Annotated in this window: 23 protein-coding genes; 12 read left to right on the forward strand and 11 right to left on the reverse strand. The window is 31.0% G+C overall.

Features of this window, described 5'->3' with window-relative positions:
* The first annotated feature begins 105 nt into the window (after positions 1–105).
* From ABD715_RS07405 to ABD715_RS07445, 9 genes are all read left to right on the forward strand, one after another.
* Positions 106–678 carry a DNA-3-methyladenine glycosylase I gene (locus tag ABD715_RS07405; RefSeq protein ID WP_344787504.1) on the forward strand — a complete coding sequence of 191 codons (573 nt, stop codon included), beginning with the start codon at positions 106–108 and terminating at the stop codon, positions 676–678.
* Positions 675–1,346: a DUF2490 domain-containing protein gene (locus ABD715_RS07410; protein ID WP_344787505.1), complete on the forward strand. Its 672-nt coding sequence runs from the start codon at positions 675–677 to the stop codon at positions 1,344–1,346. Before ABD715_RS07405 ends, ABD715_RS07410 begins: the two co-directional genes overlap by 4 nt.
* A 166-nt stretch (positions 1,347–1,512) precedes the next feature.
* Positions 1,513–3,309, forward strand: a complete 1,797-nt coding sequence (locus ABD715_RS07415) for a tetratricopeptide repeat-containing sensor histidine kinase (protein WP_344787506.1) — start codon at positions 1,513–1,515, stop codon at positions 3,307–3,309.
* Entirely contained in the window at positions 3,309–4,046 is a 738-nt protein-coding gene (locus ABD715_RS07420) for a LytR/AlgR family response regulator transcription factor (protein ID WP_344787507.1), read from the forward strand. The genes ABD715_RS07415 and ABD715_RS07420 overlap by 1 nt, the downstream gene beginning before the upstream one ends.
* 106 nt (positions 4,047–4,152) lie before the next feature.
* The gene (locus tag ABD715_RS07425) at positions 4,153–4,563 is read left to right on the forward strand and encodes a hypothetical protein (protein ID WP_344787508.1); all 411 of its coding nucleotides are present in this window, start codon (positions 4,153–4,155) and stop codon (positions 4,561–4,563) included.
* Between the two features lie 42 nt (positions 4,564–4,605).
* Complete coding sequence (locus tag ABD715_RS07430; RefSeq protein WP_344787509.1) at positions 4,606–5,577, forward strand: hypothetical protein; 972 nt, start codon at positions 4,606–4,608, stop codon at positions 5,575–5,577.
* 12 nt (positions 5,578–5,589) lie between these two features.
* The gene (locus tag ABD715_RS07435) at positions 5,590–6,243 is read left to right on the forward strand and encodes a hypothetical protein (protein ID WP_344787510.1); all 654 of its coding nucleotides are present in this window, start codon (positions 5,590–5,592) and stop codon (positions 6,241–6,243) included.
* A 45-nt stretch (positions 6,244–6,288) separates the two neighbouring features.
* Positions 6,289–7,446 carry a DUF6882 domain-containing protein gene (locus ABD715_RS07440; RefSeq protein WP_344787512.1) on the forward strand — a complete coding sequence of 386 codons (1,158 nt, stop codon included), beginning with the start codon at positions 6,289–6,291 and terminating at the stop codon, positions 7,444–7,446.
* Positions 7,447–7,450: 4 nt separating this feature from the next.
* Positions 7,451–8,941: a M48 family metallopeptidase gene (locus ABD715_RS07445; protein ID WP_344787513.1), complete on the forward strand. Its 1,491-nt coding sequence runs from the start codon at positions 7,451–7,453 to the stop codon at positions 8,939–8,941.
* A gap of 88 nt (positions 8,942–9,029) precedes the next feature.
* On the opposite strand, the gene aat is transcribed toward ABD715_RS07445, so the two are convergent.
* The 3 genes from aat to ABD715_RS07460 form a co-directional block, all read right to left on the reverse strand.
* Entirely contained in the window at positions 9,030–9,659 is a 630-nt protein-coding gene (aat, locus tag ABD715_RS07450) for a leucyl/phenylalanyl-tRNA--protein transferase (protein ID WP_344787514.1), read from the reverse strand.
* A 94-nt stretch (positions 9,660–9,753) separates the two neighbouring features.
* Complete coding sequence (locus ABD715_RS07455; protein WP_344787515.1) at positions 9,754–10,128, reverse strand: DUF3127 domain-containing protein; 375 nt, start codon at positions 10,126–10,128, stop codon at positions 9,754–9,756.
* 35 nt (positions 10,129–10,163) lie between these two features.
* Positions 10,164–11,033: a flavin reductase family protein gene (locus ABD715_RS07460; RefSeq protein ID WP_344787516.1), complete on the reverse strand. Its 870-nt coding sequence runs from the start codon at positions 11,031–11,033 to the stop codon at positions 10,164–10,166.
* A 122-nt stretch (positions 11,034–11,155) separates the two neighbouring features.
* Here ABD715_RS07460 and ABD715_RS07465 point away from each other — a divergent pair, with 122 nt between their 5' ends.
* Positions 11,156–12,310 carry a sensor histidine kinase gene (locus tag ABD715_RS07465; RefSeq protein ID WP_344787517.1) on the forward strand — a complete coding sequence of 385 codons (1,155 nt, stop codon included), beginning with the start codon at positions 11,156–11,158 and terminating at the stop codon, positions 12,308–12,310.
* A 2-nt stretch (positions 12,311–12,312) separates the two neighbouring features.
* Positions 12,313–12,663: a hypothetical protein gene (locus ABD715_RS07470; protein ID WP_344787518.1), complete on the forward strand. Its 351-nt coding sequence runs from the start codon at positions 12,313–12,315 to the stop codon at positions 12,661–12,663.
* Here the strand turns inward: ABD715_RS07470 and ABD715_RS07475 are convergent.
* Together ABD715_RS07475 and greA are read right to left on the reverse strand one after the other, a co-directional pair.
* The gene (locus tag ABD715_RS07475) at positions 12,658–13,047 is read right to left on the reverse strand and encodes an HIT family protein (protein WP_344787519.1); all 390 of its coding nucleotides are present in this window, start codon (positions 13,045–13,047) and stop codon (positions 12,658–12,660) included. The two genes, ABD715_RS07470 and ABD715_RS07475, sit on opposite strands and share 6 nt — an antisense overlap.
* A 112-nt stretch (positions 13,048–13,159) precedes the next feature.
* Positions 13,160–13,633, reverse strand: coding sequence for a transcription elongation factor GreA (gene greA, locus ABD715_RS07480; RefSeq protein WP_344787520.1), 474 nt, complete (start codon positions 13,631–13,633; stop codon positions 13,160–13,162).
* Between the two features lie 169 nt (positions 13,634–13,802).
* Here greA and ABD715_RS07485 point away from each other — a divergent pair, with 169 nt between their 5' ends.
* Positions 13,803–14,231 (forward strand): hypothetical protein, encoded by a 429-nt coding sequence (locus tag ABD715_RS07485; protein ID WP_344787521.1) that lies wholly within the window; start codon positions 13,803–13,805, stop codon positions 14,229–14,231.
* Between the two features lie 62 nt (positions 14,232–14,293).
* On the opposite strand, the gene ABD715_RS07490 is transcribed toward ABD715_RS07485, so the two are convergent.
* From ABD715_RS07490 to ABD715_RS07515, 6 genes are all read right to left on the reverse strand, one after another.
* Positions 14,294–16,387 carry a TonB-dependent receptor gene (locus ABD715_RS07490; RefSeq protein ID WP_344787522.1) on the reverse strand — a complete coding sequence of 698 codons (2,094 nt, stop codon included), beginning with the start codon at positions 16,385–16,387 and terminating at the stop codon, positions 14,294–14,296.
* A gap of 297 nt (positions 16,388–16,684) precedes the next feature.
* Positions 16,685–17,092, reverse strand: a complete 408-nt coding sequence (arfB, locus tag ABD715_RS07495; RefSeq protein ID WP_344787523.1) for an alternative ribosome rescue aminoacyl-tRNA hydrolase ArfB — start codon at positions 17,090–17,092, stop codon at positions 16,685–16,687.
* The gene (locus ABD715_RS07500; protein WP_344787524.1) at positions 17,092–18,645 is read right to left on the reverse strand and encodes a DUF4301 family protein; all 1,554 of its coding nucleotides are present in this window, start codon (positions 18,643–18,645) and stop codon (positions 17,092–17,094) included. Before ABD715_RS07500 ends, arfB begins: the two co-directional genes overlap by 1 nt.
* 76 nt (positions 18,646–18,721) lie before the next feature.
* On the reverse strand, positions 18,722–19,342 hold the full coding sequence (pnuC, locus tag ABD715_RS07505) for a nicotinamide riboside transporter PnuC (protein ID WP_344787525.1): 621 nt from the start codon (positions 19,340–19,342) through the stop codon (positions 18,722–18,724).
* 8 nt (positions 19,343–19,350) lie between these two features.
* A complete protein-coding gene (locus ABD715_RS07510; RefSeq protein ID WP_344787526.1) occupies positions 19,351–20,082 on the reverse strand; it encodes a phosphoglycerol geranylgeranyltransferase in 732 nt (243 codons plus the stop codon).
* Complete coding sequence (locus ABD715_RS07515) at positions 20,083–20,709, reverse strand: 4'-phosphopantetheinyl transferase family protein (RefSeq protein ID WP_344787527.1); 627 nt, start codon at positions 20,707–20,709, stop codon at positions 20,083–20,085.
* Positions 20,710–20,727 lie beyond the last annotated feature (18 nt).

Consider the following 20,727-nt stretch of genomic DNA (forward strand, 5'->3'; position numbering starts at 1 on the left):
AGAACAAAATTAATATCTTGTACCTCCCTTTACGATGACTTTTGTCATGCTTTTACTTAAAACCTTACAGCCTAATTATTGGCTTTAATAAAACCTGAATTTTAAATGAATAAACACAGATGTAATTGGTGTGTTGGAAACGATTTATATGAAGCTTATCATGATGAAGAATGGGGTGTACCCGTTTACGATGATGCTACAATTTTTGAATTTTTAATGTTAGAAACCTTTCAAGCTGGTTTAAGTTGGATTACTATTTTAAAAAAACGTGAAAATTTTAGAAATGCTTTTGATGATTTCGACTATAAAAAAATAGCAAAATACAATCAAATCAAAATAGATACTTTACTGCAAGACACCGGTATTATTAGAAATAAATTAAAGGTAAAAGCAACGGTTACAAACGCTCAAAATTTTATTAAAATACAAGAAGAATTTGGTAGTTTTAGTAAATACATTTGGGGTTTTGTAAACCATAAACCTATTAATAATGATTTTAAAAACTTAAGCGATGTACCAGCGAACACACCTTTAAGCGATAAAATTAGTAAAGATTTAAAAAAACGAGGCTTTAAATTTGTTGGTTCTACAGTGGTATACGCACATATGCAAGCTACAGGTATGGTAAACGACCACGAAGTTAAATGCTTTAGATATGAAGAAGTAAAAACAGCATGAACCACATAAAAACCATTTTACTTTTTCTCGTTTTTATTAATTACTACAACCTCGCTTCGCAAAGTAATTTTAACTCTTTAGGCGAATCTGTGGTGTCTGTAGAAAACAAAACATCTAAATCTTATAGTTTTAATTTTGTTTTAAGAAGTCGGTATTTTTTATACCAACCCGAAACATTTAATTATAAACAACAGCAGGTAGATGCCTTTCATTTTTCTAATTTTAAATTAAAGCAATCGTATAAATTAAGTTTAGGCGTTTATTATAGAAACAGAGATTGGTTTGATAGCGGACACGACGAATTGCGTTTTCTAGAACAAATTACCTATTCTAAAAAACGAGCTATTGCCAAGCACAGCCATAGGTTTAGAGCAGAACAACGTATTATAAACTCTAAAACCATTTACAGACAACGCTATAAATTTGAGATAAACACTCCGCTAAACACAAACACAGTAAAATCGTATTTAATAACAGCCATAGAAGGTTTACTTAGCTTAAATAAAACTATAAAACCCGAAACAGATTTAAGATTTACAGCTATAGTTGGTTGGCAAATTAGCGAAGACTTAAAACTGCAAACAGGTTTAGAACACAGATTTGAAGCTTTTAATTTAGCTGCAAAAAACAATTTATTTGTATTATCATCTGCAGTAATAAAAATTTAAATTTCGCCTAGCCCAACTTTTATATTTTAAATGATAACATAATGCTAAATGTTTTTAAAAAACATATACGATTGTGTAATTTAGCCTATCCATATAACCCCAATTTTATTTTATGACTTTAAAATACAAAAGCCTATGGCCATTAAGCTTTGTTATTTTTTTTCTGATGCTTTTTTTTACCTGTTCTAGGCAAGATACTGTTAGACCCCATATAAAAACAAAACTTGCTGCTTTAGATACCTTGTTTGTAACACAACCTTTACAGTCTATTTTACAAATAGACAGCTTACTACAAGAAAGCTCTAATTTAAGCACCTTAGAGCAAGCAACATTATTGTTTAATAAAGGGGAAGCTTTATACTTAAACGATAAATACTTAGAAGCTTTAAATGCTCATTTAAAAAGCTATAAATTATTTTCTGAACTAAAGGACAAATACAACGAAGCGCGCTGCCTTATTACCCTAAGCGGAGCGTCTTTGCATATGGGCGATATAGAAACCTCGCAAGCATACGCCTTAAAAGCCTTGCATTTGTCGCAATTAATAGGAGACACTAGAATAGAAGGAAAAGCATACAACCAATTATTTAGTTTACACTTTAAATTAAAAGACTACAACAAAGCATTAACTTACATAAAAACAACAGATAGCTTATACACTAAAGCCCTAGACACCACTTCTATTATTGCCATAAAAAGCAACACAGCAAGTGTATACTTGCAGCTTAAACAATACAACAAGGCCTTGGCCAGTTACCAAGAAGCGATGACTTTAAGTCAAACTAAAAAAGACCCAAAAACATTTGTTAGTGTTTTAAATAATATAGGTTACACTTATATAGAAGCTGGTGAGTATCAAAATGCCGAAAAATTTTTACGAGGAGCTATTACCATAAATAAAAACATAAAAGCCATAAATGCTGCTCCTTTTAAAGGTCTAGGCTCTATGTTTTTGCTAACTAACAAAACCGATTCTGCTTATGTAAATTATAAAAAAGCTTTAGACATCTATGCTTCAAATAATAATGTAAAAGAAGAAATAGAAGTAAGAGATAAGCTAATTGCTATATTTATTATGACCAAAGATTACATAAAGGCTTTAAATTATCAAATAGTTAGAGATAGCTTGCAATTACAAGTTAATAGCTTAGAGAAAAATAGGTTGTTAGATTTTGCTAATGTTAACTACGAAGTAAAGCAAAAGGAAACAGAAATTAATCATCAAAAAGAGATTAACTCTAGAAATACATGGCTTTTAGCGAGTATTATACTACTATTTATTTTGGTTATTATACTAACAGCTTTTTATGTTTATAACTCTAAGTTAAGAGCAGCAAACAAGGCCTCTAAACTAGAGCAAAGTTTGTTGCGTGTACAAATGAATCCGCACTTTATTTTTAACACTCTTGCTGCTATTCAAAATATAACTTTAGAAGGAAACCCTATAAAATCATCAAATCACATTGCTAAATTTTCAAAGCTAATTCGACAAAATTTCGACTACGTAAAAAAAGATTCTATTGCTTTAAACAAAGAAATAGCCATGATTTCTAATTACATAGAAACCCAACAATTACGCTTTAATAATGCCTTTAGCTACACCATAAAAATTGACGATAGTATAAACACATCCAAAGTACATGTGCCACCTATGCTGCTGCAACCTTTTGTAGAAAATGCCATAGAATATGGTTTAAAAGAAAAAAAGAAAAACGGAGTACTTACCATTAAAATAAAGCAAGAAATGCAAGCTTTATTATTTATAATTCTAGATAATGGTGTAGGCAGATCTGCAAAAGCAAAGCAAGAAAAAGTTACCGAAGAATTACATGCAACATCTATTTTTATAGAGCGTTTAAAAATGAGAAATAAGGGAGAAGAAAAAACGTTTATTATAGAAGATTTGTTTGACAAAGACAATAACCCATCTGGCACAAAAGTATATTTTAAATTAAAACTTTAATGATAAAAGCAGTTATAATAGAAGACGAGTTTAATGCCCTTAACACATTAGACAAGCTTATTAAGTACACCCAAAAAGACATCGAGATTATTGCCAAAATAGATAATATAACTGAAGCTACAGTCTTTTTAAAAGACCAAAGCCCAGACCTTGTTTTTATGGACATTGAGCTTATTGGTGGCAATGCTTTTCATATACTAGAAGCTTTAGAAAGTATATCTTTTAAAATAATTTTTACTACCGCTTATGATGAATTTGCTATTAAAGCCATTAAGTTTGATACTATAGATTATTTATTAAAACCTATAGACTCAGAAGAATTATCGGCATGTATAGAACGCTTTAAAATTGGTTTTAAAAAAGAGCAAGTTTATAAAAATGCAGTAAATAAAGTTTCTAAAATTAACCAAAAAGAAACTCAAAAAACATTATTAATAAAAACTGCCGATGCCCAATACTTTCTTCAAATAAAAGATATTGTTCGTTGCCAATCAGACGGGAGTTATACCATTTTTCATACTAAAGACAAAAAAATAATGAGCGCTCGCAACCTCAAATACTACGAGAATATTTTAAGCGAACATACTTTTGCCCGCGTACACCAATCGCATTTAGTAAACATTAAATACATTAAAACAATTAACAGTAACAATACTGTTTTATTAACTAATAGCGAAAAAATACCCGTTGCTACCCGCAAAAAATCGTATCTAAAACAACTTTTAGACACTTTATAAACGCAAATACAAAACAAAAAACAGCACTTGTAAAACGGTTTTAAAAACCCCCTATTCAAATCTTAGTTTTGAGGTAAATAAACAAATAACCTTAAAATTAAAGATCATGGGATTAAAAGAAAACAGATTTACAAAGACATTTCAAGACGAACAATTTCCAGAATTAAAAGCACAAATAATTGAAGCTGCTAGCTTTAATGTTGCTTTAAATATTGAGTGGAGTACCTTATTCGAAGATCGTTTTTTACACCTTTACAACGACTCTTACCCTAAAATATATTTTATACCGCTTATAGAAGCTTTTAAAGCTATTACCGCAGACAATATGGGTAAAGAAGCTTTAACCCAAAGCTTAAAAGAAATACGCATAACAAACACAAAAGACCACCATAATCCAACACATGCATACACTTTTGCTAATGGGGTTTTAACGGTAGATCATAGCCCTATAATGAACGCAGACCAAGTAGAAAACAGAACTAAAACTTTAGTTAATCTGCTAGAAAACAACTTGTAAAGCAAAAATATAAACGTAATATAATTAGTAATTGTTATTAACATGTATAGACCTGTATTTTACATCATTTTAGTTAGTTTTCTTTTATTGTTTGTTGGTTGCGGAATTTCCAATTCTAAAGCAAAAAAAGACTTTACAGCGTATTTAAAATCGCATCATAAAGATAAATACGACATTATAACTTTTAAAAGAAATTTTAACGCAGCAAGCATGAATCCTAATTTATTTTGGGTAGAATTAATGCTTAAAGAAAACCCAGACATTGTAATTAACTTTCAATGGAATGCTAAAAACAAAGCATTATACATAACATCGGCTTATAGACAAGATTTAAGTATAGAATCGTTAACACATTATCAAGAACAGGAGATTGTACTAAAAAAACAATTACATGATGCCTTGAAAGAACATGTTTTAGATTTAGATATTAATGTGTTTAATCACTCCATAAGTATAAGTTTAGACAAGGAGCCAACAATAAAAGAGTTTGAATTCTTTTCTAGAAAAATATCTTACATAATTGAAGATTACCCAAAAACCTGGACACGAGAAGCCCATGTAGATTTTAAAATAAAAACTGAGAAAAAAGGCTTTTACGAGCTTATAGTTAAGCCTAACACGTTTAACGACAGCAACCAATCTTATCGTTATTACCCAAATTCTATTATAACAAACAACTACGGATCTAAAAAAGCAGAACATATAGATCGCATTGTACAACAAGAATTTGCACAACCAAACAAACCTGTTTTTTTAAGAAATATTTGGGTAAATCAAACACATTTAAACTCGTTTTACATTGCTGTAGAAAAGCACGAACCATTAAAAATAAAGGAGAACAAAAATAATTTAACAGAGGCTGTGGGCATGTATTTGGTAAAAATGACCTACCCAAATCTAGAGAAAAAAAAACTAACCTACTTCGATTACAAAACAACACCTAGAGAAGGCATCCATTTATTTCTTATAGATCAATTACCAGAAGATTATCAATTTCTAATAGAGCACTCCTAACATCTTTTAATCATGACAAAAACAGCTTATTACAAAGCTTTTATAGCCCAAACACCAGAAGATATTTTACAATCTATTTTAAAAAAAGACGACGACATATTAATAGGCATATCGTTAAACAATGGTACGTATCTAGAAGGTGTTATTCTAGATATATCTATAGAAAACACACACCAAAAAACAGTTTGCATGCTTTCTCAAAACGAACATGTATCGTTTTTTAACCTACACAATATAACAATTGTAAGTATAAAGCAACCTCAAAAAATGGTTGTAGAATTATCTAAAGGAGCCATTAGCAGACCAATAACAGCCAACCAAGAACTTAGCATTTTACAACTTAAACGCTGGTTAAGCAATAAAAAAGGACTTTATGGAGACCAAATAAAAACGCTTAAAGTAAACCATGTATCTCTTAACACATTAAATAACAGACTTAATATTCAAGATACATTTACTGCCTTAAAAACTGCCCTAGATCAAGTTACAAAAGATGATTTAGGTCAAGAAGCATGGCAAGAAATAGAAACCATTACACTACAACAATCAGACACTATAAGTATTAAAATTGAAGCAAAAACATTAATAATTTCTATAGCTATAAATAAGGCTTTACCTAAAACATTAGCTAACATTTTAGAAGATAGATTACTTCAAATATTATAAAACAAAAATCATTTTAAATCATTAATAAAAATATAAAACAACATTATGGGACTTAAAGAAAAAAGAATAATTCAAGCATTTCAAAACGATTTATTTCCAGCATTACAATCAGATATAAACACAGCTGCTGGCTACAATGTACCATTAAGCATTTCTTGGAACACATTAATGGAAGATCGCTTCTCGCATTTATATAACGACACATTTCCAAAAATTTATTTTTTACCATTAGTAGAAGCTTTTAAAGCTATTTGTATAGACGATATGGGAGTTAAACTTTTACAAGCAGGATTAAAAAATGTAATTATTGTAAACGAAAACAACGAGCATAATTTAGAACGCGCCATTACCTTTGAAGCAGGCGTTTTAAAAATAGATCATAGCCCAGTTATAAATGCAGATAAAGTAGAGGAAAGAGCAGAACGCATTACTAATTTATTAGAAGATAAACTTGAAGAATTTGCTGAAGGTAATACAGAGCAAACTACTTCTACAACCAAAAATACTAAAGAAACCACCGACAAAACCGAAAAAGTAAGTATTCAGGAATTATATAATCAATCGTTTCTTACCTCTCTAGAAAAGCAAGAAATTTTTAGCGAAATGATTGATGGCTTAAACTGGAGTTGCGATATTCTTGAAGGAAAAGTAACTTACGGAGACGATAAAGTTTTCGATATTCAAATTATTGGCACTTATTCTGAAAACGAAAAAAGTTGGTTATGGGCGTGGGGAAATACACAAAGTGGTATACCTGAGAAATTTTTACAATCATCTTTAGCCATGAAATCTATAGGCGAAGCTTATCAAATTGACGATTTATTAACCCCTAAAATAGGCTTCGACTCAGATCCTGGCGCATATTTTTCTACCATAGCATCTGCCATGCTAAAAGAAAGCAGTTTTGTACCGTTAACTTTTAAAGGTATAAAAGTATACGCCACAATTACATCTAAAGAAGCAGACGACAAAGCTAGAACTGCACCAGCTCTAATTTGTTCTCACGTCTCTAATATTGCTGCGCACTATGAGTTTCCGCATAAATACAGTTTATATTTTTATTTAAAAGCTAAAGGTTACGAGGTAGAATTACCAGGAAACAATATTGTAGCAAAAAAAGGAGACGACCAAATTTTAGGAATTTTTGATTTAAAAGGAAAATTAATGAAAATTTCTAATTCTAAAATACCAGTTAACGCTTAAAATTATGACATATACATCGCAAACCCTTTCAGAATTAGAAAAAGAGCATCAAAACGCTTTAAACACAGCTCAAGAAAAAATGCTAACAGATTTAAATGATGCTCAAGCCTCTGGAAATCTAGAAAAAATACAAGAAGCTAGCATTACTTTTCAAAATGTAACAACAGAATTGGCTGCAGAATACACCAAGCGTATTGAAGATATTAATGCTTTAAACCATAAAGCAATAGCAGATAAAGAACCACAAATTTATACTAATAACAGGTCGAATATAGACTTAAATTTATTAGTGTATGATGGAGATAGAGATTATGTTATAGCGTTTCAACAAGACGAATTAATTCAAAAAACATTAGTAAAAGTAAATAAAAACAGTGGTAAATTTAAATCTAGAAAACATTTATTAAAATCTAGTTTAAGGCTAACAAAAGCTCTAGCACCAATGCTTCACGAAATAGGTGACCATTGTAAAAAAGCATTAAAACTTAAAGCCGATATCGAGTTTTTTGTTTACCAAGGCGATACTTTTAACGCTTCGTGTTATCCGCCAGACGACAATAAACTATACATTATTTTATCTTCTGGAATTTTAGAACGTTTTACTAAAGACGAATTAACCTTTGTAGTTGGACACGAAATAGGCCATGTACTTTTTGAACATTTTGATTATCCTGTGCGCCAAATTTTAAGCGAAGGTGAAAATGATTTAGCGCCTATTCACGCCATGAAACTTTATGCTTGGAATAGAAATGCAGAAATAAGTGCCGATAGAGCAGGACTTTTATGTTGTCAAAATTTTGAAGCTGTAGGACGCACATTCTTTAAATTATCATCTGGAGTTACCACCGATTCTTTAGATTTTCAATTAAATGCTTATATAGAACAGTTTACAGATTTAGAAGAGGTTTTAAACGATTCTAACCACGATCCTTCAGACTGGTACAGTAGTCATCCTTTTAGTCCTTTAAGAATTAAAGCCTTAGAGCTTTTTAATAAAAGTGAAACCTATTCTGCTTTTAACGAAACTATTACTGGCGAAATTACAGAAGAAGCCATGGAGGTAGAAATTAAGCGTATTATGTCTTTAATGGAACCAGAAAACTTAGAAGAAGATGGTGAGCACTCTGAAAAAATACAACGTTTAATGTTTTTAGGAGGTTATTTAATCTCTAACGCTGATGGTGTTGTAGACGATTCAGAAATTCAAGCCCTAAGCAGTATTGTAGCCCCTAAAGTTTTTGCTAATTGTATGATGACAATTAAAGGGCTTACAGAGCAAGAAATGATTAGCGAAGTACAAGAACTTACAAAAGAACTGGACGTAGTATTATCTGTTATGCAAAAGCTAAATATACTTAGAGACTTATCTATTATATCTTATGCTGATGGAGAAATAGACGACAGCGAGGTTAATGTTTTATACAATTTAGCAAGACATCTATACATTAATACAGATTTTATAGATCGTGTTATTAGTGATGCGCAGGGCGTTTAAAATATTTAAATGATATTTTAATAACTCTAGGTTGTAATGCAATCTAGAGTTTTTTTATGCTCTTAAAAATTGGATTTAAATATATAAGTTAGTTATTCAATAACTCTAAAAATGCTTTTCTAGAAATTTCTTTAGCTCCTAAACTCTCTAAATGGCTAGTATATACTTGGCAATCTATAAGTTTATAATTTGTATTTTGAACAAAAGTTATAAAACCTGCTTTGCTCGCGTTGCTCTCTGTTGTAAACATGCTTTCTCCACAAAAAACATGGTTACCCAAATCTACACCATAAAGTCCAGCAACTAGCTTATCGCCTCGCCAAACCTCTATAGATTTGGCATAACCTAATTCATGAAGTTTAACATAAGCTTCAATCATACTATTAGTAATCCAAGTATCGTTTTGTCCGCTTCGTTTTATTTTAGAACAAGAAGAAATAACTGCTCTAAAATCTTGATTAACTGTTACTGTATAATCGCAATTTCTAAGAAACTGCCTCATACTTTTAGACACCTTTAATTGCTCTGGAAACAAAACAAATCTAGGGTTTGGAGACCACCACACAATAGGCTCGCTAGCATCAAACCAAGGAAATATACCCGATTTATATGCCAACAATAAACGCTCTACAGACAAGTCGCCACCAATAGCCAAAACACCTTCTGCTGTAGCTTCTTCAACATCAGGAAACCATATGTCTTCTGTTAAATATTGCATTTTTTTATTATAAAAATAATCAACCTCAACGTTAAAGAAACATTGAGGTTGATTTTATAAACTTTACATTCGCTAGAATGTTAAACCGGTTTAATTAAAATGGTAAATCATCGTGATCTTCCTCTTTTAAGTTTCCTGCAGGCTCGAAAGCGTCTGCTGGAGGCACTGGAGGCATTCCTGCTGGAGCTTCTGCTTGTAAAGCTTCTATTCTCCACCCTTGAATTGAGTTAAAATATTTAGTTTCTCCTTGCGGGTTAACCCATTCTCTACCACGTAAATTAATGCTTATTTTTACTTGTTGTCCTTCTTTATAACTGTTTAATAAATCACATTTATCTTGTACAAACTCCACCATAATATGCTGTGGGTATTGTTCTTCTGTAGTTACTACCACTTCTCTTTTTCTAAACCCATTACTTCCAAAAGTTTGAGTTTCTCCTACCATTTTAATTCTTCCTTGAACTTCCATTTAATATAATTTAAATCTATTTATAACTATTCTTTTTAACTTAATAATATTTTCCAAGCACTATCTACATCTCCAAGATTTAAATAATTTTGTGCCAACTTATGCTTTTCTACAAGTGTTATATTTTTATCGCTTGTATACTTTTTATCTAAAGTATTTATAAATGCTACAACGCTTTCTTTATCTGGTAAAGCCTCAACATTACCCAACATTCCTAAATTATTACCTGTTAAAACCTCACTGTTTTTAACATGACCTGGCAACCCATCTACACCAATTCCTTTAGTTAATATTGGCTTTGGTATTTCAAAAAAACCTTTACTAGCTCTACTATAATAACTCCCACCTGCCCTGGCTACTAAATCTAATTTCTTTTGGTTTATGCTTTCATCTTCATTTAAAATAGCATTGTTTATATGCAATTTTACAACTTCGCAAATCACCAAATTACCTGCGCCACCTTCTGTACCTAGCTTTACAATATCGTTTACCTTACACTCCATTTGTATTGGCGATTCGGCTACTCTAAAAGGCTTTACTATATCAGATTTTAACATGGTTAAACCTGCTTTATCAAACTCGTTTACACCTGTATCATATTCCGTACTCGACAATGACATTTGATGCACCAAATCGTAATTAACCACATTTATTACCACTTCTCCTGTTTCTTCTACATTTTGAAGCGTATGTTTTATTGTATTATTACGAACACGTCTAGCTGGCGAAAAAATTAAAATTGGCGGGTTTGCGCTAAACACATTAAAAAAACTAAATGGCGACAAATTTGGACATCCATTTTTATCAATCGTACTTGCAAAAGCTATTGGCCTTGGCGCCACAGCACTTAGCAAATAACTATGTAATTTACTGACTGTTACGTTTTTTGGATCTATAGAAAGCATGTCATTTATTTAGGAGCCACAAAGGTAACTAAACTATAACGCATCTAAAAACTGATTTACTAACAACTTGAACAATAATATTAACAGAATTGCATTATATTACATATTAAATAGATTTTAAAGTGATTTTTACAAAGCATAGTAACACCTTTCGTTGGGTAATGATTTCAATTTCTTTTGTAATTGTTTCCCTTATTCTATGGAACACCTACACCTTTTTTCAAAACTTTAAAGATGAAGAACGCACCAAAATGAAAATTTGGTCTTTTTCTCAACAAGAATTAACAAAAAGTAGCGATTTAGATGCCAACATAGGAGAATTGCCAATGCAAATAATACAGAGTAACAAGACCACTCCTATGATTCTTGTTAACAAAGATGGAAGTTACAGCTATAATAATATTAATGAAAAAAAAGCTGCAGACTCGGCCTACATACAAAAGCTTATTTTAAAGTTTGAGGCAGAAAACAAACCACATAAAATTATATTTAATGGTGAAGTTTTACAGACTTTATACTATGGTAATTCGCCATTGTTAAACAAACTAAAGTACTACCCACTTGCGTTAATTTTAATTATTGTTTTATTTGTTGCTGTTATTTTTTTCTTTTATAGTAGCAATAAAAATGCTACTCAAAACAAATTGTGGTCTGGAATGGCTAAAGAAACAGCTCATCAAATTGGCACTCCTTTATCTTCTTTAATTGGCTGGACAGAAATTTTAAAAACTGAAAATGTTAACCCAGATTATATTGTTGAGATTGAAAAAGATATTGATAGACTAAAAACTATTACCGAACGATTTAGTAAAATAGGTTCTGTTACGGTTTTAGAGCCTTTGGATATTATTTCTGAAACTCTTGAATCTTACGACTATTTAAAAGCACGATCGTCTAAACTAGTAGAATTTGAAATTATAACACCCGAAGGCGACATTCTTGTTAATTTAAACAAACAATTATACAGTTGGACTATAGAAAATTTAGTTAAAAATGCTATTGATGCCATGAAAGGTAGAGGTAAATTAACCATAGAAATATCTCAACTTGAAGACAACATAAAAGTAAATATAACAGATACAGGAAAAGGTATTATTAAAAAGAACTTTAACAAAATATTCGAGCCTGGATACACAACAAAAAAGCGCGGTTGGGGGCTTGGCTTATCGTTAACAAAACGAATTATAGAAGATTTTCATCACGGTAAAATAAAGGTTTTGCAGTCGGAAATTAACAACGGTACAACCATACAAATTGCACTTAAAAGAGCTCTTTAATTATGGATATACAATTTATAACCATAAAAAAAGTAACCTTAAACAATAATTGTCCTGAGTGTTACTGTATTGGCGGATTAAGCTTAACTTTTAAACAAAAGTTTATTAACTCTAAACTTTACAAAAGTATTTCTTCTGAAATTAAACATGAAATAGTATGTAAAAATTGTAACTCAACTATTTATCCTGTGCAATGGACTGATGATATAGATCGTGTTTTCGAGTATCAAAGAAAGGCTTTTATACCAAAAACAACCTCAACATATCTTAAAAAAACAGCTTGGATTATTATATCTTTTGTTATTGCAATACTTTTCGCTGCTATTTTAGCGTTAATTCTACCTAACTTATAATGCAGCTTTTATAGCATTAGCTGTTTCTTCAAACGCCTTTGGAGTCATTTTAGTTTTCTGAATAAAACGAGCGTCTTCCATAGTATGTAACGGAATTAAATGCACGTGTACATGAGGCACCTCAAGCCCAATTACGGTAACACCAATGCGTTTACACGGTATAGATTTTTCTATAGCTAATGCCACTTTTCTAGAAAATGCCATAAGACCATTATAAGTAGCCTCGTCTAAATCAAAAATTTTGTCAACCTCCTTTTTAGGTATACAAAGTGTATGGCCTTTACTATTTGGATTAACATCTAGAAATGCTAAAAATTCGCTAGTTTCTGCTATTTTATAACAAGGAATTTCTCCGTTTACTATTTTAGTGAAAATGGATGCCATATTTTAAGGAAATTATTTGAGAGTGTATGTGTAAATATATAAAAGATTCCTAAGTATTACACGTAGGAATCTTTAATTTTGAATTTTAAATCACTAAAATCTTTCGTAATAATTATCTAGAAATTTCTACAATATCAAATTTCATTACGCCACTTGGCACTTTAATTTCGGCAACATCTCCAACAGATTTACCTAATAAACCTTTTCCTATAGGCGAATTAACAGAAATTTTACCTGTAGCTAAATCGGCTTCGCCATCTGCGACCAAAGTATAATTCATCTCCATGCCATTGGTTTGGTTTTTTATTTTAACCTTAGACAACACTAATATTTTAGAATTATCTAGTTGAGATTCGTCAATAACACGAGCTCCAGCCAAGGCGTCTTCTAGTTTAGAAATTCTCATTTCTAACATACCTTGTGCCTCTTTGGCTGCATCATACTCTGCATTTTCACTTAAATCGCCTTTATCTCTAGCCTCTGCAATTGCCTTAGAAGCTTTTACACGCTCTACATCTTTTAATTGCCTTAGCTCGTCTCTTAATTTTTTTAACCCTTCTGGTGTATAGTATGATACTTTACTCATAACTTCATCGTTTACTTAATAAAAAGATTCCGAAATAAACTTCGATAATTGATGAAGCCTTCGGAATAAAAAAATCCCGTTTTACACGAGATTCAAAAACAAATATACGAAATTATTAACTCAATTTGCTTTTTGTTGTAAATTGCAATTCAATTTTTTAATGAAATACATGAAGCCCTTTTATATTTTAATTTGTTTTTTTATTATAACAAATTGTAGCAGTAGCCGAGAAGAAAACGAAAACTGCAAATTCTTACTTGATATTGCTGTAAACATTAATATTAATCTAAAATTACCCGAATACAGCCAATTAAAATTTGCTGGCAATTCTGTTTATATTGCAAACCAAGGTAATGGTGGTGTTATAGTATCTTTTACTGGTGCCGATTATTTAGCTTGGGATGCCAGAGACCCAAACCAAGTGCAAACAGAGTGCTCTATTTTAGTTAACTCTGGGTTAACCGCAACCTCTAGTTGCGACAATAAAAACGAGTATAGCTTGGTTACTGGTCAAATATTAAACAACGGTACTTTACCATGTAGCCTAAGAAACTACCGCGTAGAAAGCTTTGGAGATGCTTTACGAATTACATACTAAAATAGAACAAAAAAGGCTTGTACAGTTTTAATTATGCAAGCCTTTTTTAACTTCTTTTAAAATTAAAACTTTAACGTAACTCCCGCTAAAAAGTTTGATGTTGCCTGCGGATAATAATAAATATATCCCCAACCATAATCTGCTCCGTTAGACACGTATTTTCTATTAAAAACATTATTAAATAATCCTGTTATAACTATAGACTTAAACACGTTTTTAGGTTTAATTTCGTAACTAACATTAATATCGTTTACAAAATAGTCGTTTAATTTAGATGCTTCGCTATCTATATTTGTCATATACTGCTCTCCAACAAACTTACTTAATAACGATAACTGTAAATTATTTACTGGATAAAAATTAAGCGTATTACCAATAACTAAATCTGGAGAAAAAGAAATATTTGTATTCCCTAAGTTAACAACCTCATTATCTATAGTTGTATTAAAATCTTTGTTTTTATTACTACTTAATGTAATGTTTGTAGAAGTACTAAACATTTTACTAAACTGTATATTTGCATCAAGTTCTAGCCCTAACCTATAACTTTTACCACTTGTAGCACGTATTGGACTTCCAACATCGTCTACCTCTCCTGTTAGCACTAATTGGTCTTTATAATACATATAATACACATTAGTATTTACACTTACTTTGTTCTTGTTAAAACGCCAACCTAACTCAATATCGTTTAGCGTTTCATTATCTGTTGTTCCGTTTTCGAAATCGTCTCGGTTTGGCTCTCTATTTGCACGCGCATACGACACATAATAATTATTAAACTGAGAAGGCTTATATGTAAAACCCACTTTAGGATTAAAAAAATCGAAATTAGCATCTGTAATAAACTCGCTTCTATCTGAATTTAAACCCGCTGTTTTATAACTTACAAAACGCCCTTGTAAATCTACAAAACCAATAATTTTATCTGTTAATTTAAATGTTGCTTTAGAGAATACACTAAAGTCTTTTTTAGTAGCGTCGCCATCGTAATAATGGTCTCTAATGGCAGTATTTGCAGCCAAATTGCTACCCCAAATTACTTCACCAAAATGATCGCCATCATAAGCACTGTAAGACATACCTGTAATAAGCTCAAACGCATTCTCTTTATATGTTACGTTTGCATTTACTACATAAAAATTGTTATCTAACCATCTTCTAACAATTACATCCGAATTTTCTTCTATTAAATTATTAAAATCTGCTGCTGTTTCTTCTGGTTTATACTGCTCAAAATACCCTTTTCCCTTGGTATAGTTTAAACCTAAATTAGTAGACCAGTTATTATCGAAACGCTCGTTCCAGTGTAATTGATAATGGTCTTGCCAGTAATTATCGGTTTCGTTTTCGTACGTATATGGGTTTTGGCGTCTGTCTTCCTTTAATTCTTCTGCAGTTAATCCATACCAAGCTTGATAGGTTTGCTCTACATTACCAAAAGTTAAAGCTTTAATTAAAGTGTTATCATCTTTATAAACACCTTGTAAAAAGTACGATTTTAAATCTGTAAAAGCACGATCTATATAACCATCTGAATCTATTTTAGAAAAACGTCCAGATATTTCGAAATGATCGTTTAATAAACCTGTGCTTAATTTTACGGTATGCTTTCTTGTACCGTAGCTACCAAAACTATTAGAGATCTCTCCTGTAGCCACATTAGAAAACGCATCGGTTAACATATTTAAACTTGCTCCAAAAGCACCAGAACCATTAGTTGAAGACCCAACACCGCGTTGCAATTGCAAACTTTGTGTAGACGAGGCAAAATCTCCTAAATTAACCCAAAATGTACCTTGACTTTCTGGGTCGTTATATGGAATACCGTTAATTGTAACATTTACTCGAGTGGCATCTGTACCACGCACACGAATACCTGTATATCCAATACCTGCACCAGCATCACTTGTTGTTACAACCGATGGTAAAAAATTTAAAAGTGTTGGAATATCTTGTCCTAGATTACGTTTTTCAAGCTGTTCTTTAGATACGTTTGAGTGTGTAATAGGCGAATCTGCATCTACACGTACAGCTTTTACTAAAACTTCGTCTAGTTTTTCTGTTTTAGTTGAGTCTTGTTTTACTTGATTTTGTTGTGCATTAGCACAGACAGATAACACTATAAGTGTTATAAAAAGAAAAATGTTTTTCATCTCGATTACTATATAATCGAATAAAAAGAGGTAATTATTCTTTATTGTTAAAAATTAGTTGTTAAAAAAGAACACGTTCAAAACTGTAAATAAAACAATAGAAACCAGCTCAATACAATAACATCAAATTGCAATTATATTCCCTAAACAGCATTATCCGTTCAGGTTCAATGGGTATGATCTCAGCCTTTTGTAATAAAATTTTATACTAAACTTACTTACTAAAGCACCCCTTTTTTGAGAACGCCGCAAATGTAATAACGAATTATTGATTAACAATTAATTATCGCTAGTTTTTTAATCTAAATTTGGCCTTCTTCTGTTTGCCTTTTTTTCTGAATGTTTACGTTTGTTATTTAATCGTTTTCTAATTACTGATTTTGGCACTTTCGTTTTTACTCGCCTTTTGGGTAGTATTAATCCTGATTTTATTAATTCAAGAAATTTTTTAATAACCAGTTCTTTATTTCTATGTTGACTTCTACTCTCTTCGCATTGTAACACCAGCATAGATTCTTTTGTTAACCTATGCTGAAGTTTATATGAAATACGTTGTTTTTGAATATCGCTTAATACCAAAGACTTATTTAAATTAAATGACAACTCTACTTTAGAAGACACCTTATTTACATGCTGACCACCACTACCCGAACTACGAATAGCTTTAAAAGTTAATTCTTGAAGCAGTGCATTAGTATTAAACATTATAAAATTTGGTGGGCAGGCTTTAATAAATCGTTCACCGTTTTTACTGGGTTAAAAGTTTCTAAAGGTACTTCTACAAAAACAGAGTTCCAATATGCCATACTTCCATTCCATAACCCAGGTAGTTCTAAAGCTTTTATTGCTGTACCATTTTGAGTTTTCATTGTTATAAAAGCTGCTTCAGGATCTACAAAATCTAATAAATTAAATTTATTTCCTTTATAATCTTTAACACCACAAACCAAATCTGTAGGATTAAAATGTGTTGCTTTATATACTAATGATTGTTGCCCTTTTTTACTAAAATCTATTTGCGCAAACTCAACAATTTGTAAAGATACTTCGCCATTTTCATCTTTAACCCAAAAAGGGCCTCCACCAGGTTCTCCTTCATTTTTAACCATACCGCAAACACGAATAGGCCTATTTAACTTATCTCTTAAATACGTTGTTTTCTTTTCTGCAGTAAAACTATCAAAATCTAAAGCTATAGGTACATTTAACCTATAACGTAAAAACAAAGCCATTAATTTATAATCTGCTTCGCTTAAAGTAGACTCATCTAATTTATTTAAATATGCAAAAACTTCCTTTTGAACATCTAATAAAACACCTGCTAACAGCTTTTTGTAATTAGACACTTTTATATTTTTATCTGAAACAACAATGTTATCTATATTTTTTATAAAAATAATATCATTGTTTAAATCGTTTAAATTTTCTAGAAGTGCACCGTGCCCTGCTGGTCTAAACAAAATAGTTCCATCTTCTTTTCTATAGACATTATCATCAGAGGTTAGCGCAACGGTTTCGGTTTCTTCTTTTTGATACGAAAAAGACAAGTTAAATCTTGTTTTTGTTTTTTGCTCTAAACCTTCTTTTATTTCACTTAATACTTTTAAAAAATAATTGTGATGTTTTTCTGAAACCGTAAAATGAAGGTTTGCATTTCCGTTTGAAGATGCATATAAAGTAGACTCGAACAAATGCTCTTGAAAAGCAGTTATTGTTTCGTCTTTATACTTATGAAAGGGCAATAATCCTTTTGGTAAAAAACTATAGTTTAACCCGTTAACATCAAGCATAGCTTCTACAAATTTTAAATGTTTTTCGTCGTCAGACAAACTATCAAAGTCTGAGTTAGCAGCTTTTAATTCCGTAATAACTTCATTATAAAAAGGAAACGTTTTTAAATTCTTAATAAATGATATAATTAAATTATCATTTTGCCTTTCTGCATATGCCTTAATACTTTGTTTAGAAGGATTAAATGTTTTTAAAAAAAGAAATAAAAACTTAAACATTCTGGTTGCTGCTCCAGAAGCAGGAACAAACTTAATAATAGATAACTCATCTTGCTTAGATTCATATAGTTTAATAAAATCTTGAATCTCTGCTTCATCAAACTGTTCTATCCCTTTGTTTATTGTTGCTGCTGCTACCAGTCTAGAAAAAGTCATTCCGTTTTTTAAACGGTTTATTTGACTATTAACCTGGTCTATACTTATACCTTTGGCCTGAATTTGTGTAATGTCTTGGTCTGAAAAATTCACTGTTTTTTTTTTAATTATTGATAATAGCTAATCCTTAATATAATTACTTTATAAAAGTTAATTTAAAACAACATTTTTAATTCGTCTCAATTTTTTGTTTCCATGCTAAATAACCTAAAACAGCTATAACAGTAAACACTAAATATTGGATACTTGTTAGTGTAAATCCTTTATAAAAATATAGAGGCACAGATATTAAATCTCCAACAATCCAAAAAATCCAATTTTCTATCTTTCGTCTAGCCATTAACCACATGCCTACAAAAAAAATAGCAGTGGTAAAGGTGTCAACATAAGCAACCCATCCCGTCCATTTATCAAACGCGTGATAAATTACATAAACAAAAAATAAGCTAGCAAAAAATATAGTTATACTTACTTTTTTATCGTTTATAGTTAATTTCGAGATTGGAGTAACATGTTTTTCGTCTACTTGCCTTGTCCAAACATACCATCCATAAACACTCATTATAAAATAATAAGCGTTTATCATCATATCTCCTAACAACTCCCATTTCAGCAATAAATATACAAAAATAATGGTGCTAACCATACCAGTAGGGAATACTAAAATGTTATTTTTTTTTGAAAAAATAACTGACAAAAAACCAAAGACAACAGCTACAAGCTCTAAAACAATATCTATTGTATCATACGCTGCATATTGACCAAATAAAACCTCAAAAACAGAATTCATTAAACACATTATTTTTCTACAGTTAACTCCTTAAAAAAAGATTCATCATTTTCAAAAGCAGTTCCTATAACAACCAAATCTGCTCCAGAATTATAGGCCATTTCTAATTGATTTATATTTTTAATACCACCACCTACTATTAAAGGAATACTCAACTCGTTTTTCACTTTAGTAATTATATCTTTTGTTACAGCCTCTTTTGCTCCACTACCCGCTTCTAAATATATAAGTTTCATGCCCAACAACTCTCCTGCTTTTGCTGTATTTACAATACACTTAACATTAACTCTAGACATGGGTATAGTTTTAGTTACTTTTTCTACAGCAGTTTGCTTACCGCTTTCAATTAAAAGATAACCCGTTGGGATAACCTCAAGGTTTGTATCTGCTAATTTTGAAACTGCCTTTACATGTTTACCTATTAAATACTCTGGGTTTCTACCTGAAAGTAGTGATAAAAATAAAATGGCATCTGCTTTATTGGTTATTTGGGTAACATCGCCAGGAAATAAAACAACGGGTAACTTCGTGTGCTTTTTAATTTCGGAAACTAAAACATGCGTAGCAAGATCTCCCACAATACTACCACCAACGAAAATATGTGTAGCAATAGAGGTATTTACTTTTGCAATAAAACCACTTGTGTTTTCTATTTGAAATTTATCTGGGTCAATTAAAACTGCTAACAGCCTTTGATCTTGAACAACTAACTCCTTAATATTTGTATATATAGAATTCATTTAAGCTATGGCATAAGCACAAGTAAAACCTTCAAACTCTAAAAACTCAATGTTGTAGCGGTGTTTCCTACTTTTGTAATCAATCCATGCTATTGTTTCTTCATCATTAATTTCAAAAGGAATAGCTAAACAATGCTGTTTAAAACTTAAACCAGGTGTGCAAAACAATTTGTAAAGCGATTCTTTTATGCACCAAATAACTGTTAACTTATTAATATAATCGTTGGCTGTATTATTTAAATAATCCAACTCGTAATCAATAAACTTATGTGCAATAACACCAATTTTATCACGCTGTTTTTCAATATCTATACCCACAATTAAATCGCTAACAATAACTGCCGAAAAATTAAACGAGTGCGTAATAGAAATCTGTTTACCATCCTTTAAATGCGGTTTACCATTTTGGTCATAAAACAAATCGGCATCTGCATAACCAAAAGCCTTTAATAAGTGTCGAACGCTTAAAAAGCCACGTTGATGTAGTTCGCTTTTCATACTTAAAACACGTTTTAATGAGTTAGAAGTCAAATCAACTCCTACCATTAAAGCATCGTAAGACTCTTTAATTTTCCAGATTTTAACAGTAGTTTCTCTGTTTGGCGTAATGGTTTTATAAAGTGGCATTAAAATTTATGAAAGTTA

It is taken from the genome of Postechiella marina, from assembly GCF_039538365.1.
Lineage (GTDB): Bacteria > Bacteroidota > Bacteroidia > Flavobacteriales > Flavobacteriaceae > Postechiella > Postechiella marina.